The sequence below is a fragment of the Actinoplanes nipponensis genome (assembly GCF_016862275.1).
Classification (GTDB): Bacteria; Actinomycetota; Actinomycetes; order Mycobacteriales; family Micromonosporaceae; genus Actinoplanes; species Actinoplanes nipponensis.
Window position 1 is genome coordinate 448,062 of record NZ_BOMQ01000008.1, and the last position, 21,043, is coordinate 469,104.

Genomic DNA, 21,043 nt, shown 5'->3' on the forward strand with positions numbered 1-21,043 from the left:
CGCCATGGCCAAGCACAAAAGGACCGTCCATGATGGACCCGCCGGGACCGACGCGCCGCCCGGCGACGGCGATCCGGCGCGCCCGCGGATGAAGAACAAGGAGTACCGCCGCGAACTGCGCCGGTTGCACGGCGAACTGGTCGCGTTGCAGGAGTGGGTGAAGGCGACCGGCGCGAAGATCTGTGTCGTGTTCGAGGGCCGGGACACCGCCGGCAAGGGCGGCACCATCAAGGCGATCACCGAACGCGTCAGCCCGCGGGTGTTCCGGGTGGTCGCGCTGCCGGCCCCCACCCCGCGCGAGCGCTCGCAGATGTACCTGCAGCGCTACGTGCCGCATCTGCCCGGCGCCGGCGACGTGGTCATCTTCGACCGCAGCTGGTACAACCGCGCCGGGGTCGAGCCGGTGATGGGCTTCTGCACCCGGGCCCAGGCGGACGAGTTCCTGCAGGCGGCGCCGGACGTGGAACGCGCCATCGTCGGCTCCGGCGTGATCCTGCTCAAGTACTGGCTGGAGGTCAGCGCCGAGGAGCAGACGCGGCGCCTGCAGAGCCGCATCGACGATCCGCGCAAGGTGTGGAAGCTGTCCGATCTGGACCTCAAGTCCTACAGCCGGTGGCACGAGTACTCGCGGTGCCGCGACGAGATGTTCCGGGCCACGGACACCGCCTGGGCGCCCTGGTACGTGGCCCGCACCGATGACAAGAAGCGCGGCCGGCTCAACATCATCACCCATCTGCTGGCCAACGTCCCGTACGAGCCGTTGCCGCACCGCGAGGTGAGCCTGCCCAAGCGGCAGAAGGCGGACGGGTACCGCAAGCCGGCCATGCCGCTGCGGTACATCCCGGCGCCGTACTGACGCCTGTCGTTGCGTCGTTCTCGCCCCGGGCGGATGAACCGCGCCGCCGGGGACGCCCCTCAGCATGGCTGCATCAGTCGAATCGGAGGAGTCATCGTGAGCACGAAAGACGTCCCCGCCAGCCGATCGGCCCGGCCACCCGGCGCGGAGTCCGGCGCGGGCACCACCCGGGCGCCGAAGGCCGCCTACATCTCCTGGGTCGCCCTGGCCCTCATGACGACCAGCTCGGTGGCCAGCCTGCGGCCGTCACCCACCATGGCCGTGTACGGCCTGGCCGCCGTCTTCCTCTACCTGATCCCCGCCCTGGTGTTCCTGCTCCCCACCTCCCTGGTCTCGGCCGAGCTGGCCTCGGGCTGGTCCGGGGGCGTCTACCGGTGGGTCAGCGAGGGCATCTCCAAGCCGATGGGCTTCCTCGCCGTCTGGTGCCAGTTCGCCATGACGGTCTTCTACTACCCGAGCCTGCTGGGTTTCGTGGCGGCCACGCTGGCCTACGTCATCAACCCCGACCTGGCCTCCAGCGGCGTGTGGACCGCGATCGTCATCGTGGTGTGCTACTGGACCGGGGTGTGGGTCTCCTCGCGCGGCACCAAGGGCGTCGCCGGGCTGGCCAGCAGCGGCCTGATCATCGGCACCCTGGTCCCCGGCGTGCTGCTGGTCACGCTGGGCCTCGTCTTCCTGGGGCAGGGCAACGAGTCCGCCGCGCCGATGACCGCCGACCACCTGTTGCCCGCCTGGGCCGGCCTGGCCAGCCTGGTGCTCATCGTCAACAACTTCCTGTCGTACTCCGGCATGGAGATGAACGCCGTCCACGTCGGCTCACTGCGGGACCCGGCCAAGCAGTTCCCCCGGTCGATGTTCCTGGCCATGGGCCTGGTGCTGCTCATCTTCATCCCGCCCGCGCTGGCGATCAGCTGGATCGTGCCGGCCGAGGAGCTCTCCCTGACCGCCGGCATCATGCAGGCGTTCGACGCGGTGCTCGCCGAGTTCGGCATCCAGTGGCTCACCCCGATCCTCGGCATCATGCTGGTCACCGCCTCGCTGGCCGGCATGCTGACCTGGCTGGCCGGCCCGTCGCGGGGACTGTTGCTCATCTCCCGGCAGGAGGGCTACCTGCCGCCGTTCCTGCAGAAGCTCAACAAGCACGGCGTGCAGCAGAACATCCTGGTCACCCAGGGCATCATCACCACGGTGATCGCGCTGGGGTACGCGCTGATCCCGGACGTCTCCAGCGCGTACTGGATCTTCTCGGTGATCACCACGCAGGTGTACCTGATCATGTACCTGTTGATGTTCATCGCCGCCGTCCGGCTCCGCCGGCAGCAGCCCGACCATCCCCGCGGGTACCGCGCCCCGATGCTGACCGGGCTGTGCGGCGTCGGCTTCGCCGCCTCGCTGGCCGCCCTGCTGATCGGCTTCGTCCCGCCGTCGCAGTTCGGCTCCGGCAACATCTGGGTCTACCTGCTCATCGTCGGTGGCGGCGCGCTCGGCCTCGGCCTGCTCGTGCCCTACCTGTTCTACCGGCTGCGCAAGCCGTCCTGGAAGACCACGACCGACGAGGAGGTGGCGACGGCATGAGAGCGACCGTCAACGATACGGACCGGACCCGCCGGACCACGTACATCGTGCTCGCCGTGGCGCTCCTGCTGCTCACCGGCGTGGCCCTGCTGATGTTCGGCTCGGCGCGCTCGGACGCCCGGGCGGAGGAGAAGGCCGACCAGTACATCGCCGAACTGTCCGCGAACGGCCTGGGCACACCGTCCAGGGACCGGATCGTCCAGGTGCTGGGCGACGACGGGGGAGCGCTCTGCGCCGATCCGGCTTCCGCCCTCAACCGCGCGGCGCTGTACGGCGCGCTGACCAACGGGGCCGGCGGTCCCGGCGCCCGGCCGGTGATCGCCGACCACAAGGTGCTGCGGGGCCAGTTGCTGGCCATCAAGGTGTACTGCCCGGAGGAGCTCGAGAACTTCACCGAGGTCGTCGACGGCCTCACATACGCCGACGTGGCCCAGGGGTGAGCCGGATGGAACTGCGTGACCGCATCGCCGGGCTGATGGCCCGGGCCCGCACCGACCTGGCCGAGCTGGTCTCGATCCCCTCGGTGGCCGACCCGCGCCAGTTCCCGGCGCAGGAGTGCGCCCGGGCGGCCCAGTGGGTGCTGGACCAGTTCGCGCAGGTCGGGTTCACCGACCTGCGCCTGGCGGAGACCGCCGACGGAAGCCGGGCGGTCTACGGCGCGCGGCCGGCCGCCGATCCGGCCGCGCCCACGGTCCTGCTCTACGCGCACTACGACGTCCAGCCGCCGCTGGACGACGACGCCTGGCACACGCCGCCGTTCACGCTGACGGAGGTGGCCGGCCGGTGGTACGGCCGCGGCGCCGCCGACTGCAAGGGCAACATCGTCATGCATCTGACGGCGCTGCGGGCGCTGGCCGACCAGTGCCCGGTCAACCTCAAGCTCATCGTGGAGGGCTCCGAGGAGCAGGGCACCGGAGGGCTGGAGGACTTCGTCGGCCGCAACGCCGAGCTGCTGCGCGCCGACGCGATCCTGGTGTGCGACACAGGCAACGCGGCGGTCGGCGTGCCGGCCGCGACGGTCAGCCTGCGCGGCATGGTCAACGTGGTGGTCGGCGTCGAGGCGCTCGCCTCGGAGGTGCACTCCGGCATGTTCGGCGGCGCCGCACCGGATGCGCTGGCCGCTCTCGTGCAGATGCTGGCGACCCTGCGCGACAGCGCCGGCAACACCACGATCAGTGGGCTGGACAACACGCAGATCTGGTCCGGCGAGGACTATCCGTCCGATCGGTTCCGGGCCGACGCCGGACTGCTCGACGGGGTCTACCTGCTCGGCGACGGCTCCGTGACGGACATGATCTGGGCCCGTCCGGCGGTGACCGTACTGGGCATCGACTGCCCGCCGGTGGTCGGCTCGGCCGCGGCGATCCAGCCGCACGCCCGGGCCCGGCTCAACCTGCGCGTCCCGCCGGGGCTGGATCCCGGCAAGGCCTACGACGCGCTCGCCGGCCAGCTGCACGCCGTGGCGCCGTGGGGCGTGCACGTGACGGTCGAACGGGAAGCGGTGGGGCATCCGTTCCGGGCCCGTACCGGGGGACCGGCCTATGTCGCGCTCGCCGCCGCGATGGGCGAGGCGTTCGGCCGGCCGATGACCGAGCTGGGCCAGGGCGGGTCCATCCCGCTCTGCAACGTCTTCGCCGACACCTACCCGCACGCCGAGATCATCCTGATGGGCGTCGAGGATCCGGTGTGCCGCATGCACGCGCCGAACGAGAGCGTCCATCCCGATGAGATCGCCGGGATGGCGCTCGCCGAGGCCCTGTTCCTGCAACGGTACGGGTCCCGCTGAATCCCCGGGGGCGGCGGCAGCACCGGTGCTGCCGCCGCCCCCGGCCGCTCACGAGACGATGTGCATCTCGTGCCGGGTGTTGTTCAGCCGCCGGCCGCCGTCCTCGGTCACCGTCACGATGTCCTCGATCCGGACGCCGAAGCGGCCGGGCAGATAGACGCCGGGCTCGATCGAGAAGCACATCCCGGGCACCAGCGGGCGCCACTCACCCTCCACCAGGTACGGCGGCTCGTGCGTGGTCAGCCCGATGCCGTGCCCGGTGCGGTGGATGAAGTACCGGCCGTAGCCCGCGTCGTCGATGACCCGGCGCGCCACCCGGTCGATCTCCTGGCAGGCGACGCCCGGGCGGACCGCCTCGAAGGCCGCCTGCTGGGCTCGGCGCACGAGGTCGAAGACCTCGATCTCCTCGTCCGTCGCCGGGCCGACGTGCACCGTGCGGGTGGTGTCGGATCCGTAGCCCTCGCACAGACCGCCGAAGTCCAGGATCACCATGTCGCCGTCCCGGACCGTCCGCTGACCCATCTCGTGGTGCGGCTTGGCGCCGTTGGGCCCCGACCCGACGATGGTGAAGTCCACCTGCGAATGTCCCTGCTCGCGCAGGAATCCGGCCAGGTCGGCGCCGATCTCGCGCTCGGTGCGGCCGGCGAAGCGGACACCGACGATCTGCTCGTAGGCCGCGTCCGCCGCCGCCCCGGCGACGGCCAGGCGGTGCACCTCGTCGGGATCCTTGACCGCCCGCAGCATCGGCAGCACGCCGGTCATCGCGCTGTAGCGGCAGTCGGGCAGCCGTTCCTGCAGTCCGAGCAGGTGCATCGCCCAGGCGGAGTCGGACACCGCGTAGCGGCCGGCGGGGTCCAGCAACCTCGCCACGACCGCATACGGGTCGTCGCCGTCGGCCCAGTCGACCAGCGAGACACCGGTCGCGCCGGGGGCGGGTTCGACGTCCGGGCGTTCGAGCTTCGGCACCAGCATGACCGGATCGCGGTCCACGTCCAGGATCAGCAGCGTGATCCGCTCGGTGATGGCGGTCGGCTGATAGCCGGTGAAGTACGCCAGATCGGGCCCCGGGCTCACCAGGAGCCCGGTGAGCCCGGCGTCGCCCGCCTGGGCGACCGCACGTTCCATGCGGCGTACGTAGTCCTTCGGGTGGAACGGGCTGGTCGTCATCGGACGGGCCTCCTCTCGCCGGCGTGGTGCCCGCCTCAGCGGTGCCGCGCCGGCTGTGTCGGAATGGTGTGACTGGCCGCCGCCGCGGCGGCGGAACGGCTGAGAGCGGAGTCGGGCTCGCCGCGGTGCCGGCCCATCAGCACGGCCAGCGCGATGCCGGCGAGCGCCGTGCCGGCGAGCAGCAGCGACGACCGGGACAGCCCGGCCGCCAGCGCGTCGGCGGCCGGGGCGCCCTCGGCGGCACGGGACGCCGACACCGCGGTCGACACGGTGGCCGCGGCGGCGACGGCCAGCGATCCGCCGACGTAGCGGGCCATGTTGGAGATGCCGGAGGCCTGCCCCACCTCGGCCGGGGCGACAGCGGCGGTGGACGCCGCCGAGGCGGGCCCGTTGGCCAGGCCCAGACCGATCGCGGTGACCGCGAGCGGCAGCACGAACGCGGCGTAGCTCCAGGAGGCGGTGACGAAACCGAGCGCCGCGCAGCCGAGCGCGGCGAGCCCGAAGCCGAGCGCGACAGCCTGCCGGGTGCCGATCCGCACCGCCAGCGGGGTGATGAGCGGGGTGACGGCGATCATCGCCGCGGCGGCCGGCAGGGTGGCGAAGCCCGCCTCCAGCGCGCTCATGCCGAACCCGGACGGGTCCTGGAAGTACAGGCTGAGGGTGTACATCAGGGCGTTGATCGCGCCGGCGACGAGCAGGATGGCCAGCGTCGAGCCCACCACCACCCGGTTGCGCAACAGCTTCAGGTCGACCAGGGGCGCGGCGGCCCGGCGCTCGGCGGCCACGAACCCGGCCGCGCCGAGCAGCGAGATCGCCAGGCAGCCGATGGTCGGCAGGGAGAACCAGCCCCAGTCGGCGCCTTCGCTGAGCGCGAGCACCAGCGGCACCAGCGCCACCGCGATGAGCATGGTGCCCCGCAGGTCGATCGAGCGGGGCCGGTCCGGATCCCGCGATTCCGTCACCGTCCGCAGGGTGAGCGGGATGCAGGCGAGGGCGATGGTGGCGTCGATCCAGAAGAGGCCCTGCCAGCCGACCGTGTCGGCCAGCAGTCCGCCGATGAGCGGGCCGGCGGCCGCACCGACCGCGGAGGCCGCCCCCCACAAGGTGATGGCGCGCAGCTGGCCCGCCCCCGAGGAAGCCACCGAGAGCAGGCTCATGCCGCAGGCGAGCAGGGTCGAACCGGCCGCGCCCTGCAGCATCCGGCCGGCGATCACCCCGGCGGCGCCGCCGGACAGGGCGATGAGGACGCACGACGCGGCGAACAGGATCAGGCCCCCGACGAAGATACGCCGGCGGCCGAAGACGTCACCCATCGCGCCCGCGGTCACGATGACCGCGGCCCCGACCAGCATGTATCCGGTGACCGCCCACTGCAGCAGGCTCACCGTGGTGTCCAGGTCCGCACTGATCGCCGGCAGCAGGATCGTCACCGCGGAGGTGTTCGCGTTGACCACCAGCGCCGAGACGCAGGCCGCGAGCAGGACGCCCCGCCCGGCGGCGCGGTCCTCGTCCCGGGTCGTACCGAGCCCGGCCATCAGCTGTCACCCGTTCTCGACATGGCTTCCCCCTCCGCGGATCACGGTCACGCCCGCGTTCCAGCTTGGCGACCGGCTGCCGCGCGGGCCTCACTCGGCGCGGATGGTCGCGCGGGACGACAGCTCGGGCGCGTACGGATCATCCCGGCGCGGTGAGGCGGAACGGGCCGGCGGACGCCTAGCGTCCTGTCCGTGGCGACGGACCGGACGGACGCGCAGACCGAGGATCTGCAGCAGTTCCTGCTCTTCCTCGGCAGCGCGCTGACCGCTGCCGGCGAAGCCGTCAACCAGATCGAGGAGCACCTGCGCCGGGTCGCGGCGGCCTACGGCGCCCCGCACGCGCGGGTCAGCGTGACACCCACCTACCTGGTGGTGGCGCTCGAACCGGGCCGGCCGGCGACGCTGGAGCCGACCGGTCAGCTCCGCGGCGGCTTGCGGCTCGACCAGACCGCGGCCCTGTTCGAGGTGTTGCGGTCGGCCGAGCGCGGCCTGCTGCCGCCGGACCGGGGCAGCCGGCAGGTACGGGCCCTGGTCGACATGGCTCCCCGTTTCGGGCGCGCCGTGCGGGTTCTCGGGCATGCCGTCCTGACCGTGGGCATCTGCCTGGTGCTCCAGCCGACCTGGGGCGACCTGGCCCTCGCCGCGGTGTTCGGCGTGCTGGTCGGGGCCCTGAAGCTGACCGGGGCGCGCTTCCCGGGCATACAGATGATCATGCCGGTCGGCGCGGCGTTCGCGGTCGCCGCGCTCACCTTCCTGCTGGCGGACACCGGCTGGGCCCACGCTGATCTGCGGGCCATGGTGGCCCCGCTGGTCACCTTCCTGCCCGGCGCCATGCTCACCATGGCGGTGGTGGAGATCGCCGCCGCCGAGATGATCACCGGTTCCAGCCGGCTGGTGACCGGCACCCTGCAGCTGCTCCTGCTCGCCTTCGGGATCATCGGCGCGGCGCAGACGGTCAGCCCGCCGGTGGCCGCTCCGGCGGGGGAGGCGGCGCCGGCCGCGCTCGGCAGCTGGGCCCCCTGGATCGGCGCGCTGGTCGTCGGCGTCGGCAGCTATCTGCTGCATTCCGGCCCACCCGGGTCGCTGGGCTGGCTGTGCCTGGTGCTCTACGCCGGCTGGATCGGCCAGTACCTCGGCGGCCTCGTCCTGGGCGGATACCTCAGCGGGTTCGTCGGTGCGATCGTCCTGACCGTCGTGGCGTACGCGGTGGAGCGGGCGCCGTCCGGCCCGCCCGCGCTGGTGTCCTTCCTGCCGGGCTTCTGGCTGCTCGTGCCCGGTGCGCTGAGCCTGATCGGGATGACCGAGTACCTCAGCCGCGACGTCGTGCGGGGAGCGGAGGACCTGGTCGGCGCGGTGGGCTCAATGGTGGCGGTCGCCCTCGGCGTGCTCTGCGGCCGGCCGCTCTTCCGGTCCCTGACCCGCTCGATCGACCGGCTCCGGGCCGGCGGGACCCGCCGGCGCCCTCACCACTGACCCAGATCGAACGAGTGACGCCCGGGATGACCCTCGAACAGCAGGCAGGTCTCGTCGTCCTGGGGATCGTCGGGCTGATCGCGGACCCCGGGACACGCCGTGACCTGATCGACCGTCGACGCCCGCAGCGTCCAGCGGACCCACCACTCGATCTCGTCGCACTGCTGGCCGAGGGCGCCGTGCGGACCGTTGTGGCGAAACTCCAGCTGACACTCGTAGTCGGGCCGCACCGATTGGGTGGCGTAGGGACGCCGCCTGAGCCAAAGAAGCTGGAAGTCGCTGAGCTCGATTCGCGCAGGACACCGATCACCGGGCGAGAACACGTGGACACCGTACTGGTACCGCGCCAAGATGGCGACCGGCAAGTGTCTCCCGTAGCGCGGGGCGGCGGGGATGGTGCCGGCCCGCTCAGCGGCGGGCCGGCACCCGGCCGGTCGACGGTGCGCCCACACGCACCTGGACCCGGGGAGCGCGCCGCTGACTACGGGACGGTCGCGCTTGGATGACGCCGGGCAGTCCCCCCACGGTGTGCCCGGCGCTTGCGCCGCGGATCGCGGTCGCCGGCGTTCCTCCAGTCAGCCAGACGCCGGCGAGCGGACCCTCATCCCGGACGGGTGATTGGCCGCGTCCGGCGCCGCCGACGCCGGAGATCCGGACGGCGGTCATCCCGGCCGGATGAGGCAGGGGGCCGCCGCATCCAGCAGGCTCGGCGCGACCCGGCAGCCGCACCGATCCCAGGAGGACGTGATGACCGATGGACACCCGCCGGCGGGCACCGAGCAGGAACGCCGGGACGGGGCCCCCGCACACCTCGCGCCGCCGGCGCCGCTGACCGCCCGGGCGACCGCGTGGTTGGGCTGGGTCCTGTTCATCAGCATCATCATGCTCTCCGCCGGGCTGATCACCATCGCCCAAGGCCTGGTCGCGCTGCTCGACGACGACTTCTACGGGGCGTCCACCACCGGCCTGGCCGTCGATGTGAGCTACCCGGCCTGGGGCATCGCCCTGATCGGGCTGGGGCTGGCCCTCGTCGCCGGCGCGTACGGGGTGCTGACCGGGTACCGGTGGGGCCGGACCATCGGCGTGCTGGCCGCCGGGCTGAACGCGCTGGTGAACCTGGGGTTCGTGGCGGCCTACCCGTACTGGACCGTGCTGGTGGTGGCCTTCGACGTCATCGCCATCTACGCGCTGGTCGTGCACGGACCGGAGGCCAAGGCGTTGCGCGCGGGCCGGGCGCCTAGATGAGTCCGAGCTCGCGCGCCCGGGCCACGGCTTGCCGCCGCCGCGGCGTGCCGAGCTTGCGGTAGATCGCCCGCATGTGCGCCTTGATCGTGTTGACGGACACGCCGAGCTCCTCGCCGATCTCCGCGGCCGTCAACATGGTCGGCAGGTACCGCAGCACCTCGGTCTCCCGGTCGCTGAGCGCCGTGACGCCGACCGGGGCGGCCTCGGCCGGCCCGGTCGCGCCGACCATCCGCAGCAGATCGGCGATGAACGCGGCGTGCTCCCCGGTCACCAGGCCCTGCCGGGCGAGGAGCGCGCCGAGCCGGCCCCCGGCCAGGATGAGGAAGGGGCGCCGGATGCCCTGGGGCGCGGCCATCGTGATCGCCCGGGCCAGCATGTCGCCGGACCGCAGCCCGCTGCCGGTCGCCTCGGACACCAGCGCGCTCAGGATGCGTGCCTCGACCGTCGCCACGGTCTCCGACATCAGCGACCCCCGCTCGGCCAGCATGGCCTGGGCGAAGGCGAGGTCGCGGTCGGCGAGGGCGGCCCGCACCAGCAGGTTGCGTTCGGACAGGGTCAGCGTGCCCGGCCGGGCCGGGCCGGCGTACCGCTGCCGCACCAGGTCCGGCCGGCCGGACAGCAGGTCCAGCTCGGACTCGATCGCGAGCAACCACCGATCCATCACCGGCATCCGGGCCCGGGGATAGCGCGGCACGGCCGCTTCCTGGAGAAAGGCCCGTGCGCTGGGCAGCCGGCCCTGGTCCATCGCCAGCCGGGCCGCGAGGCCCAGCGACATCTTCCACTGTGCTGCTTCCGGGTCGCTGCGGTGAGCGCGCAGACCGTGCTGAAACGCGCGTTCCGCGCGCCCCGGCCGGCACCGCTCGAGCTCGACCAGCGCCGCGGCGTGGTGCGTGGCCACCACCTGCAGCGAGTTCGTCCAGCCGCCGCGCAGGGCTTTCTCCTGGGCCACCCGGACCAGGCGCTCGGCCTCGCGGACCGATCCGAACATCACCTCCAGCAGGGCGAGGTGGCCGAGAGCGTTGATCTCGACCAGGTCCACGCCGGCGGTGTACGCCGCCGTCGACCCCATCGACAGATACCGCTCGGCGGCCTCGGGCCGTCCGGTCCACAGCAGGCCGACACCCCGGTTGTTCAACGCGATGGCCCGGTACTGCATCGTCGCGGGCAGCCGCGCGGGCGGCACGTGGGCGAGCGCGGTGAGCTGGCTGACGGTTTCGTCGTTCAACGCCGCCATGTCACCCTCGGCCCGGTCGACCGCCCCGCGCAGCGCCCGGATCGAGACCTCGATCGCCTGGCGCTCGTCGGCTGACCGGCCGGCCAGCATGTCCTGTGCCTCCCCGAGGCGCTCCCGGATGCCGGCGTAGTCACCGGCGTTGAACAGCAGGACGGCCGCGCACAGCACCAGCTCGGCGGTGCCGGCGAATTCCGCCGGCGGGATCTGTTCGAGGACCTTCACCAGGCGCCCGCGGTCGCGCGAGAGGATCATCGGTGCGGCGTCCACGAGGAGCCGGCCGACGTACGTCCAGTCCTTGGCGGTGACCGCGTGCCCGAGGGCGTCGACGACGAGGTCGTGCCGGGCGTACCAGCCCGCGGCACGGCGGTGGAGCTCGGCGACCATCTCCGGGGCCTCGACCGTCAGACGGTGTTGCAGCACGTCCCGGATGAGGTGGTGGTAGCGGAACCAGGACGGCCGGGAGTCCAGCCGGACGACGAACTGGTTGACCTGCTCGAGCTCCTCGAGCATGCGCTGCCCCGCGGTGCCGAGGGTGATCGCGTCGGCCAGTTCGCCGCAGAGGTGTTCGCAGACGCTGGTGTACAGCAGGAAGTCCCGCAACTGGGGGGTTTGGCGGGCCAGCACCTCCCCGGACAGGTACTCGTCGACGGGGCGCAGGTCACCGGTGAAGTCGGCGACGGACCCACCGCCCGGCCCGGCGACGAACGCCGCCGCGAGCTGCAGTCCCACCGCCCACCCCTCGGTCCGCCGCACCAGCAAGGCGACCTCGTCCGGCGGCAGGAGCACCCCCTGACCGCTCAGCAGCTCGGTCGCCTCCGCCACGGTGAAGGCGAGATCGGCCGTGCGGATCTCGCTCAGCTCGCCGGCCGCACGCAGCCGGTGCAGGGGGACGGCCGGCTCGGAACGGCTGATCAGGACGAGCCGGAGGTCCTCCTGGGGCGGGCGGAGCAGTTGACCGAGGTCGCGCACCAGGCCGCGGTCGTGGATCACGTCGAAGTCGTCGAGGACCAGCACCACCGGCATCCGGAGTCGCCCGATCACGCGGCCCAGCGCCCGGATCCGGCCGATGTGGTCGCCGAGCAGGGCGTCGATGTCGCCGGGCACCCGTCCGGGCGCCGCGGCCGCCGTCGACCGCAGGGCCGCGAGGACGTGCGTGGCGAAGATCTGCGGATCGTTGTCGTACGGGTCGAGCGTCAGCCAGGCGACGGGAAGCGGCCGGGTCGCGGCCCACGCCGCCACCATCGTGGTCTTGCCCCAGCCCGGACCCGCGCTGACCAGGGTCACCAGCCGGCGCACCCCCGAGTCCAGCAGGTCGGTCAGCCGCGGGCGGTACAGCCGGGACCGCTCGACGCGCGGGCGGGACAGCCTGGGTGAGGACAGTGCCGCGTCCGTTCGGACTGGCGGGACCGTCTCCTGATGATGCGCCTCACCGTTCTGCATTGCCATGTTCCCCCCTCGAACACGTTCCACAGCCCTTCGCGCGGTAGGCCCGGCGCCGTGCCGGGCTCAGATGCGACACCCCGCGCCGAGCCGCGGCGGGGTCCTGCTGCAGTGGTGCGCGACGCGGCGGGCGGACTGCTTCGGCCTCCGCGACCAGCACATTCCTGTGGACCTTGCGGTTTGCTCAGGAAGGGCACCACGAATGAGCCGCCGTGGCAATACCCATATTTGATCTTGGATTACTCGTCCACCCGTCATGGATGACCTGCGCCGGCGGTGCGGGGCGGACCATCGGGAGCACGGACGTACGCCGAACTCACCAGATCTGGAGATCCGATGTCATGAACGTTCGCTACGAGATCCACGTGCAGGGCCTGTTCGGACCGGTGCTGCGGACGGCCTTCGCCGACCTGCAGTGCGTGGCGGTGAACCGGTTCACGACCATTCGCGCGCGGCTGTCCGCCGATGAACTGCAGGACCTCCTGCACGCGCTCGATCGGCGCGGTGTGCGCCTCGAACGGGTGTGGTCGCAGCCGGCCGGAGACGATGGACGGTCCGTCCCCGACGGTCGGCGGGCGGACCCCGACGGGCCGGCGAGCCTGGCGGCCCGACACTGATCCCCGCCGGTACGGGTCGCCCCCGAATCGGCGGCTCCTGGTGCACCAGCGCCGGCGTCCGGCTCCGGCACCGTGGGCCAGGGCATCAGCGGCCGCCCGTGGACAGCGCGAGCCGGCGCAGACGCGCCCAGTCCAGCTCCGGCCGCGCCGGTGGCACCCCGGGCCGGTCGCGCGGCACCCGCACCCGCAGTGCCGCCGGATGGATCGTGCACCGTACCGGCGTCGGCAGCGTGACCGCCTCACCGTCGATGCCCACCGGCAGCGACGGCACATCCGCGTCCACCACGGCCTCGGTCGCGGTGAGCACGGAGAGGGACTCCGGGGCCCACCGGCGCCCCCGTATCAGCCCGGCCGCGTCGGCGGCGTCCCGCACGGTGATCGCCAGGATGCCCAGCACGCCACCGTCCAGCCGGGGCCGGCGGCCCAGCCCGGCGATGTCGTCCGAGCCGTACGGGTTGTTGCTGACGAGCACGGCCTGGGGCGCGGTCCGGACGGTGTCGGCCGCCCGCAGGCTCAGCCGCGGTCCACGGTGCGCGGCGAGCAGGTCGGGCAGCAGGTCCAGGGCGGTGCCGATCTTGTCGTCGCGGTACGCGGCGCTCTGCACGACCGCCGCGTACGCCCCGAACGAGGCGTTGTTGACGAACGTGCGGTCGCCCACCCGCCCCAGGTCGACGCGGATCTCGACGCCGTCGGTCAGCGCGTCCAGGCAGGTCGCCGGGTCCTCCCGGTCCAGCCCCAGGTCCAGCGCGAAGTGGTTGCGGGTGCCCGCGGAGATCACCAGGAACGGCACGCCCAGCTCCGCCGCGACGGCGGCCACCCGCGCCTGGGTGCCGTCCCCGCCGGCGACGCCGAGGAGATCGGCCCCGTCGCGCACCGCCTGCCGCGCCAGGTCGGCCACGTCCGTCTCGTGCGGTCCGCCCAGCAACACCACCTCGGCGCCCAGCGACCGGGCGCGTCCGGCCAGGCCGAACCGTTCCACCTTGCCGCCACCGGCCCGGGGGTTCATGATCAGGAAGGGGCGGCGCGGCGGGGGCGCTTCGACCTCCACCGGTCCCGCCGCCGGGCTCGATCCGGCCAGTGCGCGCCGGCCCGCCGCGAGGGCGCCGGACCACAGCAGCGCCAGGGCCACGACCACCCTGATCTGATGGTGGACGGCGAACAGGACCGCCACCGCCAGCGGGGCCAGCACCACGAGGGCTCCGGCGCACCAGCGCCACAGTCCGCGGTGGGTCAGGAACCACCAGGCCCCGGCCAGCCCGGCCGCCATGCCGATGGCGGCCACGGCCAGGAGCAGCACCCCTGCCAGGATGCCCACGAGCAGCACCAGGACGGTGGCGGCGGCGGCGAACAGGAAGGCGAGCCGGGCGAGCCAGCGCTCGGCCGGCCGGGACGGTGCGGTCGCCGCCGGCACTCCGGCCGGAGCGGCGTATCGGGCATCACTGGTCATGTCGCCTCCGTCGGTGCGGGGTCTGGTGGCAGTGTCGCCGCCCGTGACGGACGGCTGCCTCATGCATGCCGGATGAACCGGGTGACCCCCGCGCCGGCGCCGGCGTCACCGGTGTCACTCCGGCGTTCGCGCACGCCACGGGCGCCCTGCGCTGCGGTCCGACGGCTCCGGTGCCCGAAGCGGGGGACGGCCGGATTATCCGATTCGGAGGATGTGCTCATTCGCCCGCCCGGAGAAGCTGGGGTTCTGATTTGCGCCCACGGAAGGGGGTCCCGTGCGTGCTGTGCCGTTCGCCATGATTTCGGAGACCGACCGAGCGACGACCGCGGATCCGTTGCTGAGGTCCCGATTCACCGTTCCCGACCGTCCGCCCTTTGTGGTCACCCGGCCCCGGCTGGTGGACCGGCTGCGCCGCAGCGATGCCCCGGTGACCATGGTCGTGGGACCGCCGGGCAGCGGAAAGACGCAGCTGGTGGCCTCCTGGGTCAGCGAGCTGACGACGACCGACCCGGTGGCCTGGATCACCCTCGAGGACGGCGACCAGACCTGTCCCTTCTGGACCATGGTCGTCGAGGCGCTGCGCGGCGCCGGCCTGGAGATCTCCCGGTCGCTCGCGTCGTCCTCGGTCACCACTCCGGTGGACCGGTCCTTCCTGGTCCGGCTGGCCGCCGAGCTGACCCGGCTGGACCGGCCCGCGGTGCTCGTGCTCGACGGCGTCTGCGACCTGGCCGGCACCCGGTGGGCCACCGAGCTGGAGTTCGTGCTGCGCCACACCGCTCCGCTGCTGCGGCTGGTGCTGATCGGCCGGTGGGATCCGCCCCTGCCGACCCACCGGTACCGCCTCGCCGGCCGGTTGCTCGAGATCCGCAGCGCCGACCTGGCCTTCACCGCCAAGGAGGCCGACAAGCTCCTCGGCCTGCACGGCGTGCACCTCAGCGCGCCCAAACTGTCCTCACTGCTGGAACACACCGAGGGCTGGGCGGCCGGACTGCGCCTGTTCGCGATGGCGTTGCAGGGCCGGCAGGACGCGGATGACGTGGTCGACACCATCACCGGCAACGAGGCGACCATCGCGGAGTACTTCTTCGACGAGGTGCTGCGCACGCAACCCGCCCACGTACGGTCGTTCCTGCTGGACATCAGCATCCTGGACACCTTCTCCGCCGAGCTGGCCGAGGCGGTCAGCGGCCGGGCCGACGCCCGGGGGATCCTGGCCGACCTGGAACGGCGCAACGCGTTCGTGCAGCCGAGCGCCGAGTTCTCGGCGGTGTACCGCTTCCACCGGCTCTTCGCCGAGCTGCTGTTCGCGCAGCTGCTCTGCGCCGCGCCGGAACGGTTGCGTCCTCTGCACCGCCGGGCGGCCGCCTGGTTCGCCGAGCGCGGACAGACCGTGGAGGCGGTCAGCCATGCGGCCAAGGCGGCCGACTGGGACACCGCGGCCGAGGTCGTCATCGATCATTACGCGATCGGCCGCCTGCTGATCGAGGGCAGTGCCGGCCGGCTGGGCTCGGTGCTGCGGCAGCTGCCCGCCGTCCGGGACTCGCCGCAGGCGGCGCTGGTGGCCGGCGCGCTCGCGTTGGCCGACGGCGCCGCCGACGATTGCGCCCGGCACCTGCTGAGGGTCCGCCCGGGCCCGGGCGCACCCGTCGGCGAGCTTGCCGTGGTGGTGTCGGAGCTCGTGCTGCGGGTCCTGCTGGCTGACGCCCGTGGCGCCGAGGAGCAGGTACTGACCTGCGGTTCGGCGGCCGACGAGGCGCTGGCCCAGGTCCCGGCCGACCACCTGGGCCGACATCCGGAGCTGTCGGTGCTGTTGCTGGCGGCCAAGGGCCGCGCACAAAGTCATCGAGGCGCCATCGACGCGGCAGCCGTGACCTTCACCCGCGCCATCGCGCAAGAAACTCCGGATGCCCATATACCCAGGATGGCGTGTCTTGAACATCTGTCTCTGATCGAGGCCCACCGGGGACGCCTCGGGCACGCCGAGCGGCTCGCCGACGAGGCCATCGACCTCGCGGAGCGATGCGGCGTGCCCGCCGGCCGCCGGCCGGTGACCGCTCACATCGCGCTGGCCTGGGTGGCGATGGAACGGTACGACGTCGACGGCGCCGGCCATCACCTGCGCATCGCCGACCAGCGGCACGGGCCCGGCACCGCCCCGTTGACCACCGCGGCCATGGCGCTGGTGAAGTCGCGGCGGCTGCAGGCCCGGGGCGAGTTGCGGGGGGCCGCGAAACTCCTGGAGGACGCCGACGCCGGGACGGCGCCGTTCTGGCTGACCCGGGAGATCGTGCTGGCCCGCGCCCGGCTGTTGATCACCGTGGGCCGTCCCGGCGAGGCGCTCGGCCTGATCGACGCCCTGTCCGCGCCGGATCTGCCCGGCGTCCGGGTGACGCAGGCCGCGGCGCTGGTCGCCGTCGGCGATGCCGAGCGCGCTCGCGAGGTGCTCCGACCGGTCCTGGCCGCCGTGGGCCTGCCGTCGCCCGTGGTGGTCGAGAGCTGGCTCGTCATGGCCACGGTGGCGGCCCACGACGGCGACGTCGAGCAGGCGCGCACGGCGCTGGGGCAGGCGCTGCGCCATGCCATCCCGGAGGCGCAACGGCGCTCCGTGCACCAGGTCTGGGCGCAACTGCGCCGGCTGCTGCGCGACGACGACGACCTCGCCGAGCAGCACCGGGTCCTGCAGGGCGCCGCCCGGGGCGACGGCCGGCCGCGGACCCCGGACACCGGCCCGCTGCTGGTCGAGCCGCTGAGCCGGCGGGAGATGGAGGTGCTGCAGGGCATCGCGGCCATGCTGCCGACCGAGGAGATCGCCGCCCGGCTGTACGTGTCGATCAACACCGTCAAGACCCACGTGCGCAGCATCCTGCGCAAACTCTGCGCCTCCCGGCGCAACGAGGCGGTACGCCGCGCCCGTTCCCTGGGTCTGCTCTGAGCCCGGCGGCCCGGGCCACGGCGCGGACTCACTCGTGGCGGATGGCGTGCGGTGATCCCACGACGCGAAGCATAGGACCCGGGCACCCAGTGGAAGGAGCTCGGTCGTGTGGACACTGCTCGCTCTCGGCATCCTCTTCGGGGCGCCGGCCATCGCGATCGCCGCACGGCGCAGCCGGCAGCGGTTCCGGGACTCCGGCGCCGCGTTCCGGTGCCGCCTGCGGATCCGGGGTCACCGCTCCGCGATCTGGCCGGCGCTGGGCCGGCGCTGGTCCCGGCCGTTGTGGGCGCTGTGGGACGACGACGTCCTGGTCGTCCGCCGCGGTCCGGGGCCGGCCCGGACCATCCCGCTGCGGGCCCAGCTGCCGGTGGACGGCGTGCACCACCTGCTCCACGAGGCTCCACGGTGGTGTGGGCCGCGGCCGATCGGGGTGGTGCTGAAAGTCTGGGACGGGTCCTGGATCGAGGTCGCCGCCGCCACGGACGACCGCCTGCAGGTGGTCGGTCCCTACCTGGCCGCGGCGATCAGTGACCTCCCGCGGGCGCCGGCACCCCGGCGCCCCAGCTGACAGACGAAAGGTGGCATACCCATGTCGGACACACAGCAGAGCACCCCGGGCGCCCAGCGGGCGGCGTCCTTCACCGCGGACGAACCCTACGAGGTGTCCAGCCGCTCCCGGCCGACCGGCTGGATCGGCGTGGTGCTCTTCGGCGGCATCATGCTGGAGATGGTCGGTGGCTTCCAGCTCATCCAGGGCCTCGTCGCGCTCTTCAAGGACGACTACTACCTGGTCAGCCCCAACGGGCTGGTGCTCGAGGTGGACTACACGGTGTGGGGCTGGACCCATCTGCTGATCGGCCTGGTGGCGATCGCGACCGGCATCGGCGTCATGGCCGGGCAGATGTGGGCCCGGGTCGTCGGCATCGTGATCGCGGTGGTCAGCGCCATGGTCAACATCGCGTTCCTGTCCGCGTACCCGATCTGGAGCACGATCATCATCGCGACGGACGTACTGGTGATCTACGCCCTCGCCGTGCACGGCCGCGAGACCGCGCAAGCCTGATCACCTCGCGGAGACGCCGGGTGCGGACGAGGGAGGACCGGTGGGCCGGGTCTCATCCAGGTACGACCGATCGGCGCCGCGCGTGCGGGGGCACGCCAACGGCGCGGGTCGCCCGGTCACCGGCGCCGAGACGATCGGCCTGCCCCGTGGGCTGATCGTCCTGCTCGGGCTGGCCGCCGCGGTGGTGGCGGTGGCGGGGCTGCGGGTCTTCGCGGAGATCCTGGCCCCGGTGCTGCTGGCGCTGATGCTCACCGTCACGGCCAGCCCGCTCAGCACCTGGCTGATCCGCCGCGGCACGCCGGCCTGGCTGGCCGCCGGCGCCCTCGTCGTCACCGTCTACGTGGTCCTGATCGCCCTCGGCACCGCTCTCACGGTGTCGGTCGCCCGGCTCGTCGACCTGTTGCCGCAGTACCGGACCCAGCTCGCCGACCTGCGGGCCGGCGCGGCGGGCGCGCTCACCGACCTCGGCTTCGACCCGCAGCGGGCCGGCGACCTCACCGGCTCCCTCCAGTCCGGCACCCTGACGGATCTGGTCCAGGGACTCCTCGGCGGCCTGCTGGCCACCGCCTCCAACACCCTGTTCCTGCTCGCCGTCCTGCTGTTCCTGGGCCTGGACGCGGTGAGTTTCCCGGCCCGGCTGAACCGGGCCGCCACGCAGCGTCCGGAGCTGGTGGGCGCCCTGCGCTCGTTCGCCGGCGGCACCCGGCGCTACCTGCTGGTCTCGACCATCTTCGGGCTGGTGGTGGCGGTCATCGACACCCTCGTGCTGTGGGCGCTGGACATCCCGCTGCCGCTGCTGTGGGGGCTGCTGTCGTTCATCACGAACTACATACCGAACATCGGCTTCGTGGTGGGGCTGGTGCCCCCGGCTCTGCTGGGCCTGCTCGAGGGCGGCGTACCGCTGATGACCACGGTCATCGGGCTGTACTGCCTGGTGAACTTCGTCATCCAGTCGGTGATCCAGCCGAAGGTGGTCGGTGACGCCGTCGGGCTGTCCGCCACGACCTCGTTCCTGTCGCTGGTGTTCTGGACCTGGGTGCTCGGACCGCTGGGCGCCCTGCTGGCCATCCCGCTGAGCCTGCTGACCAAGGGCCTGCTGGTCGACATCGACCCGCGGACGCGCTGGATCGACTCGCTCATCTCGGCCGCCGGACCGGCCGCCGGACCCGCCGGCGACCGGCGGCGGTCCGGGCGCGCGCCGGCCGCGGAACCGCGGTGATCCGGTGGCCGTCCCGCCCGACGCCGGACGACCGGAGGCGCAGACCGCCGCGCGACTCCTGGTGGCCCTGCCCGAACGGTTGCGCCCGCCGGTCGCCTGGGTAGCGCACCGCCCGCTCGGGCGGATCCTCCTCGGGACCGCGTCCGGGCTGGTCCGCGTCCAGATCTTCGACCGCGCGATGACGCTCGCCGCCCAGGCCTTCACCTCGCTGTTCCCGATCCTGATCATGGTGGGCGTGGTGTTCGGCGCCGATCGGGTCGCCCGGTTCGCCGTGCTGGCCCGGTTGCCGGCGTCATCGCTGCACCTGATCGACGAGGCGCTGGCGGACGGGGGGCTGAGCACGTTCGGCGTGGTGGGCATCGTCGTGGTGCTGCTGTCGTCCACCGGGCTGGCCCGGGCCCTGGCCCGGTCCTACGGCAGCGTGTGGGAGGTGCCGCGGCTGCCGAGCGGTCCGCGGGCCACCTGGCGGTGGCTGCTCGCCGTGCTGGTGGTGGCCGCGCTGCTGGTCGGTTCGCGGTTGTCCGGCGCGCTCACCGCCGAGCTGCCGCGGCCCCGGCTGTGGTCGGGCGCCCTGCTGCTGGCGGCCGACTGCGCCGTCGCGGTGCTGCTGCCGGCCCTGTTGCTGAACCGGGCGGTGCCGACCCGCCGGCTGATCCCCGGTGGACTGGCCTTCGCCCTCGTCATGGTGGTGGTGCGCCCGGCCGGCGGGATCTATCTGCCCCGCGCGCTGCAGACCAGCTACGACCGCTACGGCACCATCGGCCTGGCGTTCACCTACATCAGCTGGCTGTACGTCATGGCGTTCTGCCTGTTGCTGACCGCGGTGCTGGGCCAGGTGGTCACCCGCGACGACAGCGCCGCCGGCCGCCTGATCCGCGGAACCGCGGGCCGGGCACGTGCCTGACGACGCGCCCGCCAGCCGGCCCTGGCCACGCCTGGCCGCCGGGGTCCTGGCCATCGGCGCCGGCGCGGCCGCCTTCGTCTGGCCGTCGGCCACGGTCCGGGTGGCCGGTCTGCTGTTCGGCCTCGACCTCGTGGTGATCGGCACGATCCGGGCCGTTCTCCTGCTGGTCGTGCCCGGCTACCCGGAGTGGTACCGGATCGTCGGCGCCTGCTGCGGCGTCCTGACGGCCGTCGCCGGCGTCCTGTGCCTGCGTCACGTCGCCGTATCGGTCGTGCTGTTGAGCGTGACACTCCTCCTCGGAGGGATGCTGCGCTCGCTGCCGGAGAGCTTTCCGACCGGGGGAGACCCCGCCGACGGCGCCGGCGCCCGGCCCGTCGGGGGCGCGACGCTGATCGGGACCGTCGTCACCGTCCTGATCCTGGCCAGGCTCGAACCGGCAGCGCTGGTCGCGCTGGGCGGTGTGGTGCTGCTCGGCACGGGAGCGGCCCGGGTGGCCGGCGCGGTCGCGAACCTGCGCTCGGCCTCCCGGGCCGGGATGTGACGCGGGGTC

At 73.1% G+C, this 21,043-nt stretch carries 18 protein-coding genes; 13 read left to right on the forward strand and 5 right to left on the reverse strand.

What is annotated here, in order from left to right:
* Positions 1 to 4 precede the first annotated feature (4 nt).
* From ppk2 to Ani05nite_RS03265, 4 genes are all read left to right on the forward strand, one after another.
* Complete coding sequence (gene ppk2, locus Ani05nite_RS03250) at positions 5 to 856, forward strand: polyphosphate kinase 2 (RefSeq protein WP_203764447.1); 852 nt, start codon at positions 5 to 7, stop codon at positions 854 to 856.
* A gap of 96 nt (positions 857 to 952) precedes the next feature.
* Positions 953 to 2,431: a glutamate/gamma-aminobutyrate antiporter GadC gene (gadC, locus tag Ani05nite_RS03255; protein WP_239129177.1), complete on the forward strand. Its 1,479-nt coding sequence runs from the start codon at positions 953 to 955 to the stop codon at positions 2,429 to 2,431.
* The gene (locus Ani05nite_RS03260; protein WP_203764451.1) at positions 2,428 to 2,871 is read left to right on the forward strand and encodes a hypothetical protein; all 444 of its coding nucleotides are present in this window, start codon (positions 2,428 to 2,430) and stop codon (positions 2,869 to 2,871) included. The genes gadC and Ani05nite_RS03260 overlap by 4 nt, the downstream gene beginning before the upstream one ends.
* A gap of 5 nt (positions 2,872 to 2,876) precedes the next feature.
* The gene (locus Ani05nite_RS03265; RefSeq protein ID WP_203764455.1) at positions 2,877 to 4,217 is read left to right on the forward strand and encodes a dipeptidase; all 1,341 of its coding nucleotides are present in this window, start codon (positions 2,877 to 2,879) and stop codon (positions 4,215 to 4,217) included.
* A 48-nt stretch (positions 4,218 to 4,265) separates the two neighbouring features.
* Here Ani05nite_RS03265 and Ani05nite_RS03270 read toward each other — a convergent pair whose 3' ends face one another.
* Positions 4,266 to 5,384, reverse strand: coding sequence for an aminopeptidase P family protein (locus Ani05nite_RS03270; RefSeq protein WP_203764457.1), 1,119 nt, complete (start codon positions 5,382 to 5,384; stop codon positions 4,266 to 4,268).
* Positions 5,385 to 5,419: 35 nt separating this feature from the next.
* Positions 5,420 to 6,919, reverse strand: coding sequence for an MFS transporter (locus Ani05nite_RS03275; RefSeq protein WP_203764460.1), 1,500 nt, complete (start codon positions 6,917 to 6,919; stop codon positions 5,420 to 5,422).
* Positions 6,920 to 7,111: 192 nt separating this feature from the next.
* Here Ani05nite_RS03275 and Ani05nite_RS03280 point away from each other — a divergent pair, with 192 nt between their 5' ends.
* A complete protein-coding gene (locus Ani05nite_RS03280; protein ID WP_239129180.1) occupies positions 7,112 to 8,392 on the forward strand; it encodes a threonine/serine exporter family protein in 1,281 nt (426 codons plus the stop codon).
* On the opposite strand, the gene Ani05nite_RS03285 is transcribed toward Ani05nite_RS03280, so the two are convergent.
* Entirely contained in the window at positions 8,383 to 8,715 is a 333-nt protein-coding gene (locus Ani05nite_RS03285) for a hypothetical protein (RefSeq protein ID WP_203764463.1), read from the reverse strand. The genes Ani05nite_RS03280 and Ani05nite_RS03285 overlap by 10 nt on opposite strands.
* Positions 8,716 to 9,139: 424 nt before the next feature.
* Here Ani05nite_RS03285 and Ani05nite_RS03290 point away from each other — a divergent pair, with 424 nt between their 5' ends.
* On the forward strand, positions 9,140 to 9,637 hold the full coding sequence (locus tag Ani05nite_RS03290) for a DUF7144 family membrane protein (protein ID WP_203764466.1): 498 nt from the start codon (positions 9,140 to 9,142) through the stop codon (positions 9,635 to 9,637).
* On the opposite strand, the gene Ani05nite_RS41745 is transcribed toward Ani05nite_RS03290, so the two are convergent.
* Complete coding sequence (locus Ani05nite_RS41745) at positions 9,630 to 12,317, reverse strand: winged helix-turn-helix domain-containing protein (RefSeq protein ID WP_203764469.1); 2,688 nt, start codon at positions 12,315 to 12,317, stop codon at positions 9,630 to 9,632. The genes Ani05nite_RS03290 and Ani05nite_RS41745 overlap by 8 nt on opposite strands.
* A 359-nt stretch (positions 12,318 to 12,676) precedes the next feature.
* Between Ani05nite_RS41745 and Ani05nite_RS03300 the strand changes: the two genes are divergently transcribed.
* Positions 12,677 to 12,928 (forward strand): hypothetical protein, encoded by a 252-nt coding sequence (locus Ani05nite_RS03300; protein ID WP_203764471.1) that lies wholly within the window; start codon positions 12,677 to 12,679, stop codon positions 12,926 to 12,928.
* Positions 12,929 to 13,013: 85 nt separating this feature from the next.
* Here Ani05nite_RS03300 and Ani05nite_RS03305 read toward each other — a convergent pair whose 3' ends face one another.
* On the reverse strand, positions 13,014 to 14,375 hold the full coding sequence (locus tag Ani05nite_RS03305) for a diacylglycerol/lipid kinase family protein (RefSeq protein WP_203764472.1): 1,362 nt from the start codon (positions 14,373 to 14,375) through the stop codon (positions 13,014 to 13,016).
* Positions 14,376 to 14,751: 376 nt separating this feature from the next.
* Between Ani05nite_RS03305 and Ani05nite_RS03310 the strand changes: the two genes are divergently transcribed.
* The 6 genes from Ani05nite_RS03310 (at position 14,752) to Ani05nite_RS03335 (ending at position 21,034) form a co-directional block, all read left to right on the forward strand.
* Positions 14,752 to 17,307 carry a winged helix-turn-helix domain-containing protein gene (locus tag Ani05nite_RS03310; RefSeq protein ID WP_239129182.1) on the forward strand — a complete coding sequence of 852 codons (2,556 nt, stop codon included), beginning with the start codon at positions 14,752 to 14,754 and terminating at the stop codon, positions 17,305 to 17,307.
* A 106-nt stretch (positions 17,308 to 17,413) separates the two neighbouring features.
* Entirely contained in the window at positions 17,414 to 17,875 is a 462-nt protein-coding gene (locus Ani05nite_RS03315; protein WP_239129185.1) for a hypothetical protein, read from the forward strand.
* A 21-nt stretch (positions 17,876 to 17,896) separates the two neighbouring features.
* Positions 17,897 to 18,370: a DUF7144 family membrane protein gene (locus Ani05nite_RS03320; protein WP_203764473.1), complete on the forward strand. Its 474-nt coding sequence runs from the start codon at positions 17,897 to 17,899 to the stop codon at positions 18,368 to 18,370.
* A gap of 40 nt (positions 18,371 to 18,410) precedes the next feature.
* Positions 18,411 to 19,589 carry an AI-2E family transporter gene (locus Ani05nite_RS03325; RefSeq protein WP_239129187.1) on the forward strand — a complete coding sequence of 393 codons (1,179 nt, stop codon included), beginning with the start codon at positions 18,411 to 18,413 and terminating at the stop codon, positions 19,587 to 19,589.
* A 4-nt stretch (positions 19,590 to 19,593) separates the two neighbouring features.
* A complete protein-coding gene (locus Ani05nite_RS03330; RefSeq protein WP_203764477.1) occupies positions 19,594 to 20,493 on the forward strand; it encodes a YhjD/YihY/BrkB family envelope integrity protein in 900 nt (299 codons plus the stop codon).
* Positions 20,486 to 21,034 carry a DUF308 domain-containing protein gene (locus Ani05nite_RS03335; protein WP_203764480.1) on the forward strand — a complete coding sequence of 183 codons (549 nt, stop codon included), beginning with the start codon at positions 20,486 to 20,488 and terminating at the stop codon, positions 21,032 to 21,034. Before Ani05nite_RS03330 ends, Ani05nite_RS03335 begins: the two co-directional genes overlap by 8 nt.
* Positions 21,035 to 21,043: the final 9 nt, after the last annotated feature.